General features: G+C 73.0%; 17 protein-coding genes. 9 read left to right on the top strand and 8 right to left on the bottom strand.

The window, feature by feature from the left end; all coding sequences use genetic code 11:
* Positions 1 to 5: 5 nt before the first annotated feature.
* The 5 genes from ACQPYN_RS06660 to ACQPYN_RS06640 all read right to left on the bottom strand — a co-directional run bounded on the left by ACQPYN_RS06660 (position 6) and on the right by ACQPYN_RS06640 (position 5,411).
* A complete protein-coding gene (locus ACQPYN_RS06660; protein WP_433034868.1) occupies positions 6 to 1,577 on the bottom strand; it encodes an AMP-binding protein in 1,572 nt (523 codons plus the stop codon).
* 2 nt (positions 1,578 to 1,579) lie between these two features.
* Entirely contained in the window at positions 1,580 to 1,990 is a 411-nt protein-coding gene (locus ACQPYN_RS06655; protein ID WP_274191180.1) for a nuclear transport factor 2 family protein, read from the bottom strand.
* On the bottom strand, positions 1,987 to 3,216 hold the full coding sequence (locus tag ACQPYN_RS06650) for a cytochrome P450 (protein ID WP_433034864.1): 1,230 nt from the start codon (positions 3,214 to 3,216) through the stop codon (positions 1,987 to 1,989). The genes ACQPYN_RS06655 and ACQPYN_RS06650 overlap by 4 nt, the downstream gene beginning before the upstream one ends.
* Before the next feature lie 283 nt (positions 3,217 to 3,499).
* Entirely contained in the window at positions 3,500 to 4,291 is a 792-nt protein-coding gene (locus ACQPYN_RS06645; RefSeq protein ID WP_433034861.1) for an endonuclease domain-containing protein, read from the bottom strand.
* A gap of 241 nt (positions 4,292 to 4,532) precedes the next feature.
* Positions 4,533 to 5,411 carry an LLM class flavin-dependent oxidoreductase gene (locus ACQPYN_RS06640; protein ID WP_433034858.1) on the bottom strand — a complete coding sequence of 293 codons (879 nt, stop codon included), beginning with the start codon at positions 5,409 to 5,411 and terminating at the stop codon, positions 4,533 to 4,535.
* A gap of 79 nt (positions 5,412 to 5,490) precedes the next feature.
* Here ACQPYN_RS06640 and ACQPYN_RS06635 point away from each other — a divergent pair, with 79 nt between their 5' ends.
* From ACQPYN_RS06635 to ACQPYN_RS06615, 5 genes are read left to right on the top strand one after another with little or no spacing between them, the layout of a single operon-like run.
* Positions 5,491 to 6,882, top strand: a complete 1,392-nt coding sequence (locus tag ACQPYN_RS06635; protein WP_433034855.1) for a phytoene desaturase family protein — start codon at positions 5,491 to 5,493, stop codon at positions 6,880 to 6,882.
* Entirely contained in the window at positions 6,882 to 7,991 is a 1,110-nt protein-coding gene (locus ACQPYN_RS06630; RefSeq protein ID WP_433034852.1) for an LLM class flavin-dependent oxidoreductase, read from the top strand. Before ACQPYN_RS06635 ends, ACQPYN_RS06630 begins: the two co-directional genes overlap by 1 nt.
* Positions 7,988 to 8,365: a nuclear transport factor 2 family protein gene (locus ACQPYN_RS06625; RefSeq protein ID WP_433034849.1), complete on the top strand. Its 378-nt coding sequence runs from the start codon at positions 7,988 to 7,990 to the stop codon at positions 8,363 to 8,365. Before ACQPYN_RS06630 ends, ACQPYN_RS06625 begins: the two co-directional genes overlap by 4 nt.
* On the top strand, positions 8,362 to 9,372 hold the full coding sequence (locus ACQPYN_RS06620) for an LLM class flavin-dependent oxidoreductase (protein ID WP_433034846.1): 1,011 nt from the start codon (positions 8,362 to 8,364) through the stop codon (positions 9,370 to 9,372). Before ACQPYN_RS06625 ends, ACQPYN_RS06620 begins: the two co-directional genes overlap by 4 nt.
* A complete protein-coding gene (locus ACQPYN_RS06615) occupies positions 9,369 to 9,917 on the top strand; it encodes a VOC family protein (protein ID WP_433034843.1) in 549 nt (182 codons plus the stop codon). The genes ACQPYN_RS06620 and ACQPYN_RS06615 overlap by 4 nt, the downstream gene beginning before the upstream one ends.
* A 16-nt stretch (positions 9,918 to 9,933) precedes the next feature.
* Here the strand turns inward: ACQPYN_RS06615 and ACQPYN_RS06610 are convergent, their stop codons facing one another.
* A complete protein-coding gene (locus ACQPYN_RS06610; RefSeq protein WP_274191171.1) occupies positions 9,934 to 10,134 on the bottom strand; it encodes a hypothetical protein in 201 nt (66 codons plus the stop codon).
* Positions 10,135 to 10,338: 204 nt separating this feature from the next.
* On the opposite strand from ACQPYN_RS06610, the gene ACQPYN_RS06605 reads away from it, so the two are divergent.
* Together ACQPYN_RS06605 and ACQPYN_RS06600 are read left to right on the top strand one after the other, a co-directional pair.
* Positions 10,339 to 10,899 carry a TIGR03086 family metal-binding protein gene (locus ACQPYN_RS06605; protein ID WP_433034840.1) on the top strand — a complete coding sequence of 187 codons (561 nt, stop codon included), beginning with the start codon at positions 10,339 to 10,341 and terminating at the stop codon, positions 10,897 to 10,899.
* Between the two features lie 52 nt (positions 10,900 to 10,951).
* Positions 10,952 to 12,253, top strand: a complete 1,302-nt coding sequence (locus ACQPYN_RS06600) for a hemolysin family protein (RefSeq protein WP_433034837.1) — start codon at positions 10,952 to 10,954, stop codon at positions 12,251 to 12,253.
* Between the two features lie 10 nt (positions 12,254 to 12,263).
* On the opposite strand, the gene ACQPYN_RS06595 is transcribed toward ACQPYN_RS06600, so the two are convergent.
* Both ACQPYN_RS06595 and ACQPYN_RS06590 read right to left on the bottom strand, forming a co-directional pair.
* Positions 12,264 to 12,962, bottom strand: a complete 699-nt coding sequence (locus ACQPYN_RS06595) for an SDR family oxidoreductase (RefSeq protein WP_433034834.1) — start codon at positions 12,960 to 12,962, stop codon at positions 12,264 to 12,266.
* Positions 12,959 to 14,170, bottom strand: coding sequence for a thiolase family protein (locus tag ACQPYN_RS06590; protein WP_433034831.1), 1,212 nt, complete (start codon positions 14,168 to 14,170; stop codon positions 12,959 to 12,961). Before ACQPYN_RS06590 ends, ACQPYN_RS06595 begins: the two co-directional genes overlap by 4 nt.
* A gap of 191 nt (positions 14,171 to 14,361) precedes the next feature.
* Here ACQPYN_RS06590 and ACQPYN_RS06585 point away from each other — a divergent pair, with 191 nt between their 5' ends.
* Together ACQPYN_RS06585 and ACQPYN_RS06580 are read left to right on the top strand one after the other, a co-directional pair.
* Complete coding sequence (locus ACQPYN_RS06585) at positions 14,362 to 14,718, top strand: GNAT family N-acetyltransferase (RefSeq protein ID WP_328310463.1); 357 nt, start codon at positions 14,362 to 14,364, stop codon at positions 14,716 to 14,718.
* Complete coding sequence (locus ACQPYN_RS06580; protein WP_328310465.1) at positions 14,715 to 15,071, top strand: UBP-type zinc finger domain-containing protein; 357 nt, start codon at positions 14,715 to 14,717, stop codon at positions 15,069 to 15,071. Before ACQPYN_RS06585 ends, ACQPYN_RS06580 begins: the two co-directional genes overlap by 4 nt.
* Positions 15,072 to 15,091: the final 20 nt, after the last annotated feature.

Genomic DNA, 15,091 nt, shown 5'->3' with positions numbered 1-15,091 from the left:
CTGTGTCAGACCGAGCGCCCGCGCTCGCCCCAGAACGGGGCGCGCAGGTCGCGCTTGAGGATCTTGCCGGTGGGCGCCTTGGGCAGCTCGGGGACGAACTCCACCGAGCGCGGCTTCTGGTACGACGCGAGGTGCGCCCGGGCGGTCTCGACGATGTCGGACTCCGTCGCGCTCGTGCCCGGCTTGAGCACGACGAACGCCTTGACGCTCTCGCCCCACTCCTCGTCCGGGACCCCGATGACCGCGCACTCCAGGACCGCGGGGTGGTGGTTGACGGCCTCCTCGACCTGCACCGAGTAGATGTTCTCGCCGCCCGAGATGATCATGTCCTTGGCGCGGTCGACGATGAACACGTAGCGGTCGGGGTCCCAGGTGGCGAGGTCGCCGGTCCACATCCAGCCGTCGCGCAGGGTGTCGGCGGTGAGGTCGGGGCGGTTCCAGTAGCCCGCCATGTTGGCCTCGGAGCGCACGACGATCTGTCCGACCGTGGCCCCGTCCGTCGGCACCGGGCGGCCGTCGACGTCGACGACCCGCACCGACGTCACGAACCCCTCGCGCCCGCACGACTGCAGCCGCTCGGGGTGGACGCCGTTGACCGCAGCGTGGTGGTCCTCCTGGGAGAGGAAGCACATCGTCGTGCCCTCGGTCTGCCCATAGCCCTGGATCAGGGTGCACGGGAAGGCCTGCAGTGCGTTCTTGACCACCGCCGACGGCATCGGCCCACCGCCGTACTGGATGTTGCGCAGGCTCGCGATGTCGTAGCCCGAGAAGCCGGGCACGGCCATCATCCAGTTGAGCATCGTGGTGATGCCGAGGAACGCCGAGACGCGCTCGGCCTCGATGATCTCCAGGGACCGCTTGGCCTCGAAGTTCATGAGCACCAGCGGGCAGCCGTGGCGCATGTAGTTCATCGAGAGCACCACGGGGATGTGGTACATCTGCCCGGTCAGCATGTAGACGTCGGTCGGCACGATGCGCTCGGCCACGGTCTGGTTGAGCATCCCGAACGACGCGCTGCGGTGGGTGTGCAGCGCGCCCTTCGAGGCCCCGGTGGTGCCGCCGGTGTAGAGGATGAAGAACGGGTCGTCGTCCCCGACGGTCGCCGAGTCGGTCGGCTCGTCGTCCGACGACGCGGCCAGCAGGTCCTCGTACGACCCGTCGCCGCCCGGCCCGTACGACAGCCAGTGCTCGACGTCCACCTGCGTCGCGAGCTCGCGCCCGACGTCGGCCCACTCCCCCGCGACGACGATCGCGCGCGGCGCCCCGTCGGCGACGATGCGGGACAGCTCGCCCACCCCGAGACGCCAGTTCAGCGGCTGGACGACGAGGCCCGCGCGCCCGGCCGCGTAGTAGATCTCCTGGAACTCGGTCGAGTTCTTGGCGAGCACGGCCACGCGGTCGCCGCGCTGCAGCGCCAGGCCGTCGGGCCGGGACCCGCGCAGGCCGTTGGCGAGGCGGCGGACGCGCTCGTCGAGCTCCGCCCAGGTGGTGCGGCGCTCGGTGGTGGTGTCGACGACGGCGTCGCCGCCCGGGGTCAGCGCCGCCCACTTCTCGGGGATGCGGCCGATGTTGACCATGGTCAGTAGGGGAGGTCGAGGTAGACGTACCGGTCCGCGATGAACCAGGCACCGTCCCGGTGGACGAGCTGGTCGCGGTACCAGCCGCTGGACAGCACGCGGATCGCGCCGTTCTCGATCGAGAGCAGCGTCAGGTTCGTGACCGCGATGGCCTCGTCGTCGGTGTCCTTCTCGAACCAGAGGTTCGACAGGTTGTGCCGGCGCTGGTCGGTCTGGGCGGCCATCGAGTCGGCGTGCAGCGCGCGGATCGCCGCCCGGCCCTCGAACGGGCCGACCAGGTCGCCGTCGCGCCCGATGCGCAGGCTCATACGGGCGTCCTCGGTGAAGCAGGACGCGATGAGGTCGGGGTCGGCCTCGTCGTAGCCCCAGGAGGCCTTGCCGAGGAGGTTCTCGATGTGGGGGCGTGCGGTCATGGTCGTTCCTCCGCTGCGGGCGTGAACTGGAGGTGCAGGCTGCTCGGGGCGCGGGTGAACACCCCGGACTCCGGCGGCGGGGCGCCGTCGGCGAAGCGGATGTCGGTCATGGCGTCGAGGAGGTCGTTGACCCCGACCTCGATCTCGAACAGCGACAGCAGGGCCCCGACGCAGAAGTGCCGTCCGAGGCAGAAGGCGAGGTGGTCGGCGGCGGCGGAGAACGCGCGCGACCCGTCGAGGTCGGCGCGCAGGACGTCGAACACCTCGGGCCGGTCGAAGCGGCGGTCGTCGCGGTTGGCCGCGCCGATGAGGCACGTGACCGTGCGGCCCGCCTCGACGATCCCGCCCGAGAGCTCCACGTCCTCCGCGGGCTGGCGCATGATCATGTGCACCGGCGGCGACCAGCGCAGCGTCTCGGCGAACGCGGCGGGGATCAGGGAGCGGTCGTTGCGCACCGCCTCGAGCTGCTCGGGGTGGGCGACGAGGTTGGCCATCAGGCTGGTGACGGCCTTGTCGGTGGTCTCGCCGCCGGCGGTCAGCAGCAGGCTGCAGAACGCCTTGATCTCCTCGTCGGTCATCGACTCGCCGTCGATCTCGGCGGCGCAGAGTGTGCTCAGGAGATCGTCGCCGGGGTTCGCCCGGCGCTCCCGGATCGCCGGGATCATGTACTGCTCGAACTCGTCCTTCGTCCGCAGGCCCTCCGCGGCCACGGCCTCGTCGCCGGCCAGGTTCCCGAGGAACCCCATGATCGACGTGTACCAGGCGTGGAAGCGGGCGTGGTCGCTGCGCGGGAGCCCGAGCATGTCCACGATGACGTTGATCGGGAAGCGGGTCGCGAACGCGTCGACGAGGTCGACCTGCCCGTCGGCGCGGAACGCGTCCACGAGCTCGCGGGAGTTGCGCCGGATCGTCGGCCCGAACTGCTCCTGCAGCGCCTTCCCCCGGAACGCCGGCGCCACCAGCGCGCGGTGCATGGAGTGCTCGCGGCCCTCCATCTGCAGGATCGTGCGCCCGTGCACCGGCTCGAGCTGCCAGGCGTAGTTCTCGCTCGTGAACACGGGCTCCTTGAACGCCCGCTGCACGTCGTCGTAGCGGCTGATCACGTACGTCTGCATCGCGTCGTGCCACACGAGCGGGAACTCGTCGCGCAGCAGCCGGTACGCCGCGTACGGGTCGCGGGCGAACTCCGCCGAGAGGATGTCCGGCGGTTCGAGTGTGGCCGTCATGGGTCCCCCGACCTGCGCAGACGTCGATGTCGCGCTATCTACCGATCGTTTGGTACGCGTCGAGAGACTAGCATCACACCCCTCCGGGTCAAGGGCGATCGCGGTGGTCCGAGGTGCTCCGCGGCAGCCGAGATCACGGGCACCTCATGCACGCAGTTCGGCAGGCGAGGGTGCAGAGCGCGCCCGTGATCTCCATCGGGTGGAAGGCCCGCGCCACGCTCCGGAGATCACGAGCACCTCATCCACGCGGTGCCGCACGCGAGGGTGGATGACGCGCCCGTGATCAGCGTGAGCGTGCCGCGAGCTCGCGTCGACGGGCGTCGACGGCGGCCCAGGTGCGCCGGACGAACTCGGCCGGCCGGCGGAAGACGTCGTCCGACGTGATCGGGAGGATCGACCAGCCGCACGACGCGAAGTCGGCGGTGCGAGAGGCGTCGCGGAGCCACTGATCGCGGTCGATGCGGTGGTGGTCGCCCTGGTACTCGCCGCCGAGCTTGCAGTCCTCCCACGCGAAGTCCAGGCGACCGACGAAGACGCCCCACGCGTCGTACACCTCGAGCTGCGGAGTCGGGGTCAGCCCGGCGCGGCGCATGAGGAGCCGGGCGAGGGTCTCCGGCCGCGACTCCGCCCGGGCGTCGGCATCCGCGACGACGGCGGCGATCCTCCGGCCACCGCGCGGGTTGTCCCGGGCGGCCGGGTAGACGAGCAGCTGCGCGGGATCGAGGCGATACCGGTGCGCGAGCGCATCGACGGCGACGACAGCCTCGTCGTGGTCGAGCGTGCACGCGAGGTCGAACATGGTGCGCAGCGGCGAGGTCACCGTGACGCCGTCGAACAAGGTGACCTCCTCCTCGGTGAGGACGTCCTGCCGGAGTCGCACGCCGTTGCGGGGCCGCACACGGCGACGTCCCACGACGAGCTCGATGATCGCGTTCCGCGGTGCGCAGTCCGCGCCGAGGATGTCGGCGGCCGCATGACCGCCGACGACGGAGCCGGGCACGCCGAGCGCCGCTGCCGTCGCCCGTCCCCGGAGATCGAGCACTGTGCCAGCGGCGACGTACGTGTCGTAGCCCAAGCGATCGAAGGTGGGTCCGTCGAGCCGTCGCCAGGTGGTCACCCCGGCTCGGACGGCCGCGCTGCCGCGGAAGGGTGTCGAGAGGTCCATGCCTGGTTGGAGGGCCGCGGCGACCCGCCGGTTCCCTGCGCCGAGCGTGAATCTCTCGCGCGAAGATCACGGGCGCGTCATCGACCTCGCCGGCCCAGCGAGCGGCGATGAGGTGCTCGTGATCACGGGCACGAGGCGATCCTGCAGGAGATCACCCCCGCAGGGGCGCGATCACCTGCTCGGCGAAGCGCAGCACGGGCTCCGTGGAGGCCGGGTTGCCGAAGTCCATGACGAAGTGGTCGACGCCCACCTCGACCTTCGCCGCGAGCTCGTCCACGAGCCGGGCGGAATCCGCGTCGCTCTCGGGCAGCGCGCGCTCGAGCGTCACCGACACCTCGATCGCATCCGGGTCGCGGCCGGCGCCCTCGGCCGCGCGCCGCACGATGTCGTAGCGGCGGACGAAGTCCTCGGGCTCCCCCTTGAACGGGCCGTTCCACATGTCGGCGAGCCGCCCGGCCAGGGGCAGCCCGATCTGCTCGCCGGCGGCGCCGACGCAGACGCGCGGCGGCGGGTCGGTCAGCGGCGGGGCCGCGGCGCCCTCGATGCGGTAGTGCCGGCCCTCGAAGGACGGGTCGATCTCGGTCCACATCCGCCGGCAGATCGTGATCGCCTCCTCGAGCTGCGCGAAGCGCACCGCGGGCCGGGGGAAGTCGTAGCCGTAGGCCTCGTACTCGGGCTCGCGCCAGCCGGCTCCGATGCCCAGCACGAAGCGCCCGCCGCTGAGGTACTGCAGGGTCGCCGCCATCTTCGCCAGCAGCGGCGGGTGGCGGTAGCCGACGCCCAGCACGTGGTGGCAGAGCTCGACGCCCTCGTGGCGCGCTGCGAGCCACGTCAGCGTCGTCCACGCCTCGAGGAACGGGTCGGACTTCTGGTCGAAGCCCCAGAAGTGGTCGGCGATCCACAGCGAGTCGAAGTGCGGAAGGGCCGTCGGGAGGATCGCGGTGTCCTGGTCCGCGGCGATGGGTCGGTGGTCGCTCCACCTGTTCCCGATCACCGGGGAGAGCCAGCCGAACTTGGGAGTGGTCGCCACCGGGGCATCATGCCGCTTGACCCCGACCCCGCGCCCTTGCCACGCTCTCGAACGGTCGTTTGGTAGACGGGAGGCCCTCGTGGCGAAGTACGACGTCGTGGTCATCGGAGCCGGCGCGGCGGGGCTGACGGCGGCGTCGCTGCTCGCGGTCGAGGGCAAGAGCGTGTGCCTGCTCGAGCGCTCGCCGTACCTGGGCGGGCGGGGCATGGCGGTGCCCGACGAGGGGTTCACCGTCAACGTCGGCGGCCACCTCATCGAGGACCCGGGCTCCGGGCTGACGAAGGTCTTCGAGCACGTCGGCAAGACGCTGCAGCACGGCGAGGTCTCCGCCGAGATGCCCGTCTGGGACCACGAGAACAACCGCTGGGGCTCGATCCGGGACCGCTACTCGGGCAGCAAGGGCGAGCTCAAGAAGGTCATCAAGGCGCTGCTGAACACCGAGTGGGACGAGCTCGACCGGTGGGACGACCGCCCGCTGCGCCAGTGGCTGCACCAGCACACCGACGACCAGGGCGTCGTCGACCTCTTCGAGTTCATCACCGTCCTCGAGTGCATGACCGACAACTGGTGGGACCACTCCGCCAGCGACAACCTCTTCGTCCGCAAGATGCACTTCGCCGAACGCGGCACCGCCGCCTACTCCTGCTGGCCCGGCCAGGGCTGGGACGGCATGTGGGCCGACCTCGCCGACGCCTTCCGGGCCGCCGGCGGCGACCTCCGGCTGTCCACCCCCGTCGAGCGCGTCGTCATCGAGGACCGCCAGGTGAAGGGCGTCGCGATCGCCCGGCAGCCGCGCGTGCTGCCCAACGAGTTCTTCGAGGAGGAGATCCTCGAGGCCGACCACGTGATCTGCACGCTGCCCGTGTGGCACGTCCTGAACGTCGTCGACGAGGGCGACCTCCCCGACTGGTACGCCGCGCAGATCAAGTTCCTGGCCCAGGACCAGTTCCGCATCTCGTGGCTCGGGCTCTACCTGGCCACCGAGGAGCCCGTCCACCAGTACGACCCGCGCGAGCTCTCGACGTGGCTGCGCACACCGAACACGGCGCTCAGCGGCTTCATGTTCAACCAGACCGCGATGGACCCCTCGTGCTCGCCGGAGGGCACGCAGCTCCACGTCATGGGCGGCATCTTCCCCGGGGAGAAGGGCCGTGACCGCGCCTGGCTGCGGCAGCAGATGGAGCAGTTCGAGGCCGACGTCACCGAGATGTGGCCGGGGTTCGCCAAGTCCGTCTGGCGCCGCAGGCACCTCGTCTTCGAGCCGAGCTTCGGCGTGATCCAGAAGCCCGGGCTCGTGGGCATGTACCGACCGCATTGGCGCCCGCCGGGGACCGAGGGCCTGTGGTTCGCCGGCGAGACGTTCCGCAGCCGCGGCATCGGCACCGACCGCGCGGCGCGGGCCGCCGTCACCGTCGTCGAGGAGTACCTCGGGAGGCGCCTGTCGACCTTCGGTGACGGGTGGCGCTACTGATGGCGCTCGAACTGGGCGTTCCCGGGCAGATCATGCCGCCGGCCGAGGCGGCGGTGAAGTTCGCGAAGCGCAGCGAGGACGAGGGCTTCGACGCCGTCTGGTGGCCCGACCACCTCATGGGCTGGCACCCCGACACCATGTGGACGCCGGACCTCACGCCGCTCGCGGACCTCCAGCCCAACCCGCACGTCTACTTCGACCCCGCGGTGATGATGGGTGTGGTCGGGGCGGCGACCGAGCGGATCAGGGTCGGCGTGTGCGTCACCGACCTCATCCGCCGCCACCCCGCGATGGCCGCCCAGACCGCGCTGACGCTGGACCACGTCACGAAGGGCCGCGCGATCATCGGCCTCGGCAGCGGCGAGCAGCTCAACGCGACGCCGTACGGGATGCCGTTCGACAAGCCCGTCGCCCGCCTCGACGAGGGCATCGACGTCATGCGCCTGCTCATGGACGCCGACGGCCCGGTCGACTTCGAGGGCCGGTTCCACCGTCTCGACAAGGCCGTCCTCGGCCTGCGCCCGTGCGGCGAGACGCCCCCGGAGATCTGGACGGCCGCCCACGGCCCGCGGATGCTGCGCCTCACCGGGCGCAAGGCGGACGGCTGGCTGCCCACCAAGCTCTCGCCGGACGAGTATGGCAGCGCCCTGGGCACGATCCGCACGTCCGCCGACGAGGCCGGGCGCGACGCCGACGCGATCACGCCGGGGATGCTCGGCTACGTCCTCATGGGTCCCGACGCCGAGACCGTGCAGCGGCTCACCGAGGCCCCGCTGGTCCGGGCGCTGTGCGTGCTGCTGCCCGCGCAGGTGTTCCGCGACCTGGGGGTCGAGGGCCCCTACCCGGACGGCAGCGGCTTCCACGACTTCATCCCCACGGCCATCGACCGCGCCGAGTCCCTGCGGATCATCGACGCGATCCCGCCGGCCGTGGTGCGCCACTACGCGTTCTGCGGTACGCCCGACGAGGTCGCCGACCAGGTCGAGGAGTACGTGGAGAAGGGCCTGCGCCACCTCGTCATGTGGAACATCACCGCGTTCGGCGACCCGAGCCTGGCGCGCTGGTCGTTCGGCGCGATGTCCGAGCTGCGCAAGAGGCTCGCCCCGTGACGCCGTCGGCGGTCGAGCGCTACTTCGCCGCGGTCAACGACGAGGACTGGGCGACGATCCGCGACGTCTTCGCCCCCGACGCGGAGCTGGTCAGCGTCGGCGCCCCGACCCGGCACGGGCGCGAGGAGATCGCCGACCACTTCCCGAAGGTCCTCGCCGCGCTCCCGGTGCACCACGACGAACCGACCCGCGTGGTCGTCGCCGGCACCGTCGTCCTCGTCGAGATCCACTTCAGCGGCCGGACCCCGGCGGGCGACCCCGTGGAGTTCGACGCCGTGGACGTCTTCGACCTCACCGACGACGGGACGCGGATCGCGCGCCTCTCCACCTGGTACGACACGGCCGCGGTCGGGCGCATGGTGCGTGTCCCGTGACCGTGCTGCGCGGGCTCGGCGTCACCCTGCCGGTCGACGAGGGCCTCACCGCCGGCCAGTACCTCGAGCTCGCGCGCCTGGCCGAGGAGCACGGCTACACCGACGTCCTCGTCGGCGAGGTGGCCGGGCCCGAGGTGTTCTCCATGCTCGGGATGATCGCCGCGTCCACGTCCCGCATCCGGCTCGGCAGCGGGATCGTCGGCGTCTACCCCCGCACCGCCGTGCTCACCGCCATGGGCTTCACGACGCTCGCCTCGCTCGCGCCCGGCCGGGTGCTCGCCGGGCTGGGCGCCTCCAGCCCGATCATCGTCGAGCAGTGGCACGGCCTGGGGTTCGACGCCCCTCGCGCCCGGATCGAGGAGTACGTCGCGACGATGCGCACGATCTTCCGCGGCGAGCGCACGGACATCGACGGCGAGCACGTGCGCTCGCACGGTTTCCGCGCGGGGCTGGGTCCCGTGGACGTGCCGATCGTGCTCGCCGCGATGAACCCGCGGATGCTGCGCCTCGCCGGCGCGATCGCCGACGTCGCCTTCCTGACCTGGACCCCGCCCGACGAGTACGGACCGAAGATCGCCCTGGTCCGCGAGGGCGCGCGCGCGGCGGGCCGGGACCCCGACGAGGTCGGCATCGCCGCGTCGTTCTGGGCCTACGCGGGCGACCGCGTCGACGAGGCGCGCGAGCGGATGCGCCGCTTCGTGCTGCAGTACGCCATGGTGCCGACGCACCGGCCCTCGTTCCGCGCGAGCCTCTCCGGTCTCGACCGCGCCGCCGACGCGTGGGCGGCCGGCGACCGGGAGGCGGCGCTGCGGGCGGTCGACGACGACGCCGTGGGCGCGATGTGCGCGCTCGGCACCGGCGACGACGTCGCCGCGCGGGTCGCCGCCCTGCGGGAGGCCGGCGTCGACCTGCCGATCGCCCTGACACCCGGCGCCGTACCCGGGGACGCCGAGGGACCGGCGCAGACCATCGCCCGCGTGGCCGAGGCCGTGGCGGTGCGGTCGTGATCGCAGGGACGCCGGCGACGCCGGCCCTCCCGCCCGACGCCGGCGTCCTGCGGATGGACCACGTCGCCGTGGCCGTCGCCGACCCGCGCGAGGGCGCCGCCCTGTTCGGCGACACCCTCGGCGGGCGCTTCCTGTTCGGCGGCGACAACGACCACCAGGGCATCCGCGTCGCGCAGTTCGTCCTGCCCGGCGGGATGAAGATCGAGCTCATCTCGCCGCTGCGCGACGACGCCCCGGTCGCCCGGTTCCTGGAGAAGCGGGGCCCGGGCGTCCACCACATCACGCTGATCGTCGCCGACGTCGAGGTGGCCGTGGCCCGCCTCGAGGGCCACGGCTACGAGGTCGTCGACGTGGACGTCCGCCACCCCGCCTGGCGCGAGGCCTTCGTGCGGCCCCGCTCGGGCTGCGGCACCCTGCTCCAGCTCGCCGACACCACGCTGCGGTGGGACGAGCCCGCCGAGGGCATCACGCTCGAGGACGTGCTCGCCGGTCGCGTCGTCTTCACCGACGACGAACGGGCGGTGCTGCGGGAGGACCCGAGCTGATCATCCCAGGTCTGGCCTACTCCCAGGTCTGGCGGCGCTTGTACTGCGCCATCACCTCGTGCGGGAGCGGTCCGTTCGTCGGCACCGGCAGGCCCTGCTGGCGGGCCCACAGCCGGGCCGCTTCGACCATGCCGTGCACGTTGCCCTGGCGTACGGGCTGGTCGTCGTCGTGCCGCTCGCGGGGAGCCGTGGGTTCGCGTCGCGCGTCGTCGGACATCGGTCCACCTCCGATGACATCGTCGTCACCGTCGTCGGGACATCACCGCCCCTGACGGGCGGCACCTCCGAGGTTACCCACGTCACACCGACCGTCGACCCCTCCCCGCCATTCGAAGGGGTGCGCTCGGACCTCTGCGGCACGACGAGGAGGACGTCACGACGCGACCGATGACTCGGGGCCGCGTCGGGGAGTCCCATCCCCATGAGCACCCCACCGATCGACCTCGCCCCCGCCGCGGCGCCGCTGGCCGCCCTCGTCACGGCCACGGACGACGCCGGCCTGCGCGCACCGACACCGTGCGCCGACTGGACGGTCGCCGACCTGCTCGACCACCTCGACGTGGTCGCCGGCGGGTTCGCCGCGCTGGCCCGCGGGGACGACGACCCCGGCGTGGGGACCGGTCCGTGGGACGCCACGCGGCGGGACGCGCTCGCGACCAGGATCGGGGCGATGGCCGAGGCGTGGCGCGATCCCGCCGCGTGGAAGGGCACGGCCGGCGCGCCCGGCGGGCCGGAGCTCCCGCGTCCGACCTGGGCGCTCATCGGGCTCACCGAGCTCGTCGTGCACGCGTGGGACCTCGCCCGCGCCCTCGACCGTCCCGCCCCCGCGCTGCCCGACGCGACCCTGCGGGCGTGTCTCGACCACGTCATCGTGTTCGTGCCGGCCGCGCCGCTCCCCGAGCTGTGGGGCGATCCCGTCACCCCCGGCGAGGATGCCGGGATGCTCGACCGGATCGTGGCCGTCACGGGCCGCACGCCGTAGGAGCACCCCCGTCCCGACAGGTCCGGTACCTCCCGGCTGTCAGGATCACGGGGTGGACGTCGCGCTGAACATCGCGCTGGTGCTGGTGTTCGTGCTCGTGGGCGGGTTCTTCGCCGCGGCCGAGATCGCGCTGGTGGCGCTGCGGCCCGGCCAGGTGACCGCGCTCGCTGAGCGGGGCGGGCGCGGCCGGGCCGTCGCGAAGCTGCGCGGCGACTCGAACCGGTTCCTGTCCGCGGTCCAGATCGGCGTGACGTTCACCGGCTTCTTCGCCTCGAGCTACGGCGGCGCGACGATCGCGACGCGGCTCGAGCCGGTGCTCGCCGGCTGGGGCCTGCCGGTGGCGCTCGCGGCGACCGGCGCGCTGCTCGTCGTCACCGCGCTCGTGTCGTACCTGTCGCTCGTGGCCGGCGAGCTGGTGCCCAAGCGCCTGGCCCTGCAGCAGCCCGAGCGGGTCGCGCTGGTCGCGGCACCGCTGCTCGACCGGCTGGCGACCCTGACCCGGCCGCTGATCTGGCTGCTCTCGCGCTCGACCAACGCGGTGGTCCGCGTGCTCGGGGTCGACCCGTTGGACCCCGGCGACGAGGTCAGCCAGGACGAGCTGCGCGACATGGTGCGCACCACGAGCACGCTCACCGACGCCGAGCGCCGGCTGCTCTCGGACGCCTTCGCGGTGACCGACCGCGTGATCAGCGAGGTCATGGTGCCGCGCACCGAGGTCGACTTCCTCTCCGCCGACGACACCGCCGCCGACGCCGTCGACCACATCAGCGACCGTCCGCACTCCCGCTACCCCGTCACCGGCGAGTCGGTCGACGACGTCATCGGCTTCGTGCACGTCCGCGACCTGCTCACGGCCCGCCCGCGCCCGGACGGCACGCCGCCCGTGCTGCGCGACCTCGCCCGCCCCGTGACGGTGGTGCCCGGCGGGAAGCCGGTGCTCGACACCCTGACGCTGCTGCGCCGCGGCGGCGGGCACCTCGCGGTGGTGATCGACGAGTACGGCGGCACCGACGGGATCGTGACCGTCGAGGACCTCGTCGAGGAGATCGTCGGCGAGATCCAGGACGAGTACGACCCGGCCGTGCCGGTGCGCCCCCGCCACGAGGGCACCTACGACGTCGACGGCCTGCTGCACCGCAGCGACGTCACCGAGCTGACCGGCCTCGAGCTGCCCGACGGGCCCTACGACACCCTCGGCGGGTTCGTCCTGCACCGGCTGGGACGCACCCCAGAGGTCGGCGACGTCGTCGAGGCGCTCGGCCATCGTTTCGAGGTGGTGACCGTCGACGGCCACCGCGTCGAGCGGGTGCGGATCACCCCGCTGGTGAGCGACGACGCGACCGCCGGCCCCTAGGTCCGGAGCCCTAGATCTCCAGCCCTTTCGGCGGGCCGGCGAGGGCCTCCTTGAGCGCGCGGGCCGGGCCGTCGGCCAGCACCTCCTCCTCGCCCGCGGCCACCGCGTCGAGGATCCGGTCGGCGACATCGACGGCGGCGACCTTGGGGACGTCGAGGTGGGCGACCATGTCGGTGTCCATGAAGCCCAGGTGCACGCCGACCACCAGCGTGCCCTGGTCGCGCAGTTCGGCGCGGGCGGTGTTGGTGAACGACCACGCCGCCGCCTTGGTCGCCGAGTAGGCGCCGGCGCCGGGCATCGCCGCCCACGACAGCGCGGACAGCACGGAGACGGCTGCGCCCCCGCCGCGCGCGGCGAGCACGGGGGCGAACGCCCGCAGCATCGCGACCGGGCCCCAGAAGTTGGTCTCCATCTCGGCGCGGGCGCGCTCGGGATCGGCGGTGAGCAGCGAGCCCGCCCCGCTCACCCCGGCGTTGTTGACGAGCAGGTCGACGTCGTCGGCGCGCTCGGCGACCGCCCGGATCGACGCGAGGTCGGTGACGTCGAGGCGCAGCGGGACGACGCGCGGGTCCTTGTGGGCTGCGGTCCGGGGATCACGCGCGGCGGCGTAGACGGTGCCCGCCCCGCGCGCGAGCAGTCCCTCCACGAGCGCGGCGCCGAGCCCGCGGTTGGCCCCGGTGACCAGGGCGTTCGCTCCTGAAATGATCACTGGTCGATCCTCTCCACGATCGTGGCGTTCGCGGTGCCGCCGGCCTCGCACATGGTCTGCAGGCCGTAGCGGCCACCGGTCTGCTCGAGCACCCCGAGCAGGGTGGTGGCGAGCCGGGCGCCGCTCGCGCCCAGCGGGTGGCCGATGCTGATCGCGCCGCCGTGGACGTTGACCTTCTGCGGGTCGGCGCCGGTCTCGGCGAGCCAGGCGAGGACCACCGACGCGAACGCCTCGTTGACCTCGAAGGCGTCGATGTCGCCGATCGCGAGGCCGGCGCGGGCGAGCACCTTCGCCGTCGCCGGGATGATGCCGGTGAGCATGAGGATCGGGTCGTCGCCGGTGACGGTCGCGGTGTGCACCCGGGCGCGCGGCGTCCACCCGTGCGCGGCGGCGATCTCGGAGGTCGTGACGAGCAGGGCCGCGGCGCCGTCGTTGTACGGGCTCGCGTTGCCGGCGGTGACCGTCCAGTCGATGTCGCCGAAGCGCTCGGTCCAGCGCGGGTCGGCGAACGGGGTGCGGAGGCTCGCCAGCGCCTCGGCCGTCGTGCCCGGACGGATCGTCTCGTCGGTCTCGAGCTGACCGACCGACCCGTCGGCGCGCGTGGTCTTCAGCGGCGCGACCTCGCCGGCGAAGCGCCCGTCGGCCCAGGCGCTCGCGGCGCGCTGGTGGCTGGTGAGCGCGAACTCGTCGAGCTGCTGGCGCGACAGGCCCCAGCGGCGCGCGATGAGCTCGGCGCTCACGCCCTGCGGGACGAGGCCCGGCGCGTAGCGGGCGCCGACCGACGGCCCCGCGACGTCCTGGCCGACCCCGTCCACCCGCGTCTGGCTGCCGATCGGGATGCGCGACATCGACTCGACGCCCGAGGCGATCGCGATGTCGTAGCCGCCCGCGACGACGCCCTGCGCCGCGAACGACAGCGCCTGCTGGCTGGAGCCGCACTGGCGGTCGATCGTCACCCCCGGCACCGACTCCGGGAAGCCCGCGGCCAGCGCCGCGAACCGCGTCGTGTTGCCGCTCTGCTCGCCGACCTGCCCGACCGCGCCGCCCACGACGTCGTCGACCTCGGCGGGGTCGAGCCCCGTCCGTTCGACGAGCGACCGCAGCACGTGCGCGTGCAGGTCCACCGGGTGCACCCCGGCGTAGGCGCCGCCGGGCTTGCCCCGGCCCAGCGGGGTGCGCACGGCGTCGACGATGACCGCGTCCCTCATGGTTCCTCCTCGGTGTCGGACCGGTACCGGACGCCGGAATGACGGACCACACGGTCCCGGACCGATCGGTCCCGATACTGCGCCGGGCGGGGATCGCCGTCAACGCCGGGTGCCGCGGGTCACGGGCGTCCCGCCGCCCGCAGGAGCAGGATGGAGGCGGGTCGGGGGCCGGATCGCACGTGAGGAGACCGATGGACGACGAGAGCGACGTCCGGGTGGACGAGGACCCCGACCGCGGCGAGTTCGTGCTGCGCGTCGACGGCGTCGAGGCGGGTCACGTCTCCGTGCGCCGCCGTCGGGGCCACGAGACGCCGGGCGCGATCGTGCTGATCCACACCGAGGTCGACGAGGCCTACGGTGGGCGCGGCCTGGCGGGCCGCCTCGTGCAGGCGGTGTTCGACGCCGCCCGCGCCGAGGGGGTCGCCGTCGTCCCCCGCTGCCCCTACGCGCAGCGCTGGCTGCGCACCCACCGCGAGTACCTCGCCGACGTGCCGCCGGACGACCGGCGCTCGCTCGGCCTGGACGCACCGACCGAGGAGGCGTCGTGAGCGACGGCGAGAACGGCCCCGAGATCGACCCGCACGCCCAGCCCTCCGGCACCGGCTGCGTGGAGTGCGACGCGACGGGCGGGTGGTGGTTCCATCTGCGCCGCTGCGCCGCCTGCGGGCACATCGGCTGCTGCGACTCCTCGCCCGGGCAGCACGCGACCCATCACGCGCGCGACGCCGGACACCCGATCCTCACGAGCTTCGAGCCCGGCGAGGACTGGTTCTTCGACGACCGCGACGGGACCGTGTCCCACGGCCCGGTGCTCGCCGGACCCCGGCACCACCCCGCCGACCAGGGCACCCCGGGCCCGACCGACCGCGTGCCGCGGGACTGGCAGCGCCAACTGCATTGAGCTGACGCGCCAGGAGAGGG

The sequence above is a fragment of the Actinomycetospora sp. CA-053990 genome, from assembly GCF_050948445.1.
GTDB classification, from domain to species: domain Bacteria; phylum Actinomycetota; class Actinomycetes; order Mycobacteriales; family Pseudonocardiaceae; genus Actinomycetospora; species Actinomycetospora callitridis.
The sequence above is the reverse complement of the archived record's forward strand: the minus strand, read 5'-3'. Positions and strand labels throughout refer to the sequence as shown.

What these genes read in the sequence shown, in the direction of transcription:
- ACQPYN_RS06590 (WP_433034831.1), bottom strand. Translation starts at nt 14,170, where the DNA reads ATGAGGGACGCGGTCATCGTCGACGCCGTGCGCACCCCGCTGGGCCGG.
- ACQPYN_RS06630 (WP_433034852.1), top strand. Translation starts at nt 6,882, where the DNA reads ATGGCGCTCGAACTGGGCGTTCCCGGGCAGATCATGCCGCCGGCCGAG.
- ACQPYN_RS06650 (WP_433034864.1), bottom strand. Translation starts at nt 3,216, where the DNA reads ATGACGGCCACACTCGAACCGCCGGACATCCTCTCGGCGGAGTTCGCC.
- ACQPYN_RS06655 (WP_274191180.1), bottom strand. Translation starts at nt 1,990, where the DNA reads ATGACCGCACGCCCCCACATCGAGAACCTCCTCGGCAAGGCCTCCTGG.
- ACQPYN_RS06610 (WP_274191171.1), bottom strand. Translation starts at nt 10,134, where the DNA reads ATGTCCGACGACGCGCGACGCGAACCCACGGCTCCCCGCGAGCGGCAC.
- ACQPYN_RS06585 (WP_328310463.1), top strand. Translation starts at nt 14,362, where the DNA reads ATGGACGACGAGAGCGACGTCCGGGTGGACGAGGACCCCGACCGCGGC.
- ACQPYN_RS06605 (WP_433034840.1), top strand. Translation starts at nt 10,339, where the DNA reads ATGAGCACCCCACCGATCGACCTCGCCCCCGCCGCGGCGCCGCTGGCC.
- ACQPYN_RS06660 (WP_433034868.1), bottom strand. Translation starts at nt 1,577, where the DNA reads ATGGTCAACATCGGCCGCATCCCCGAGAAGTGGGCGGCGCTGACCCCG.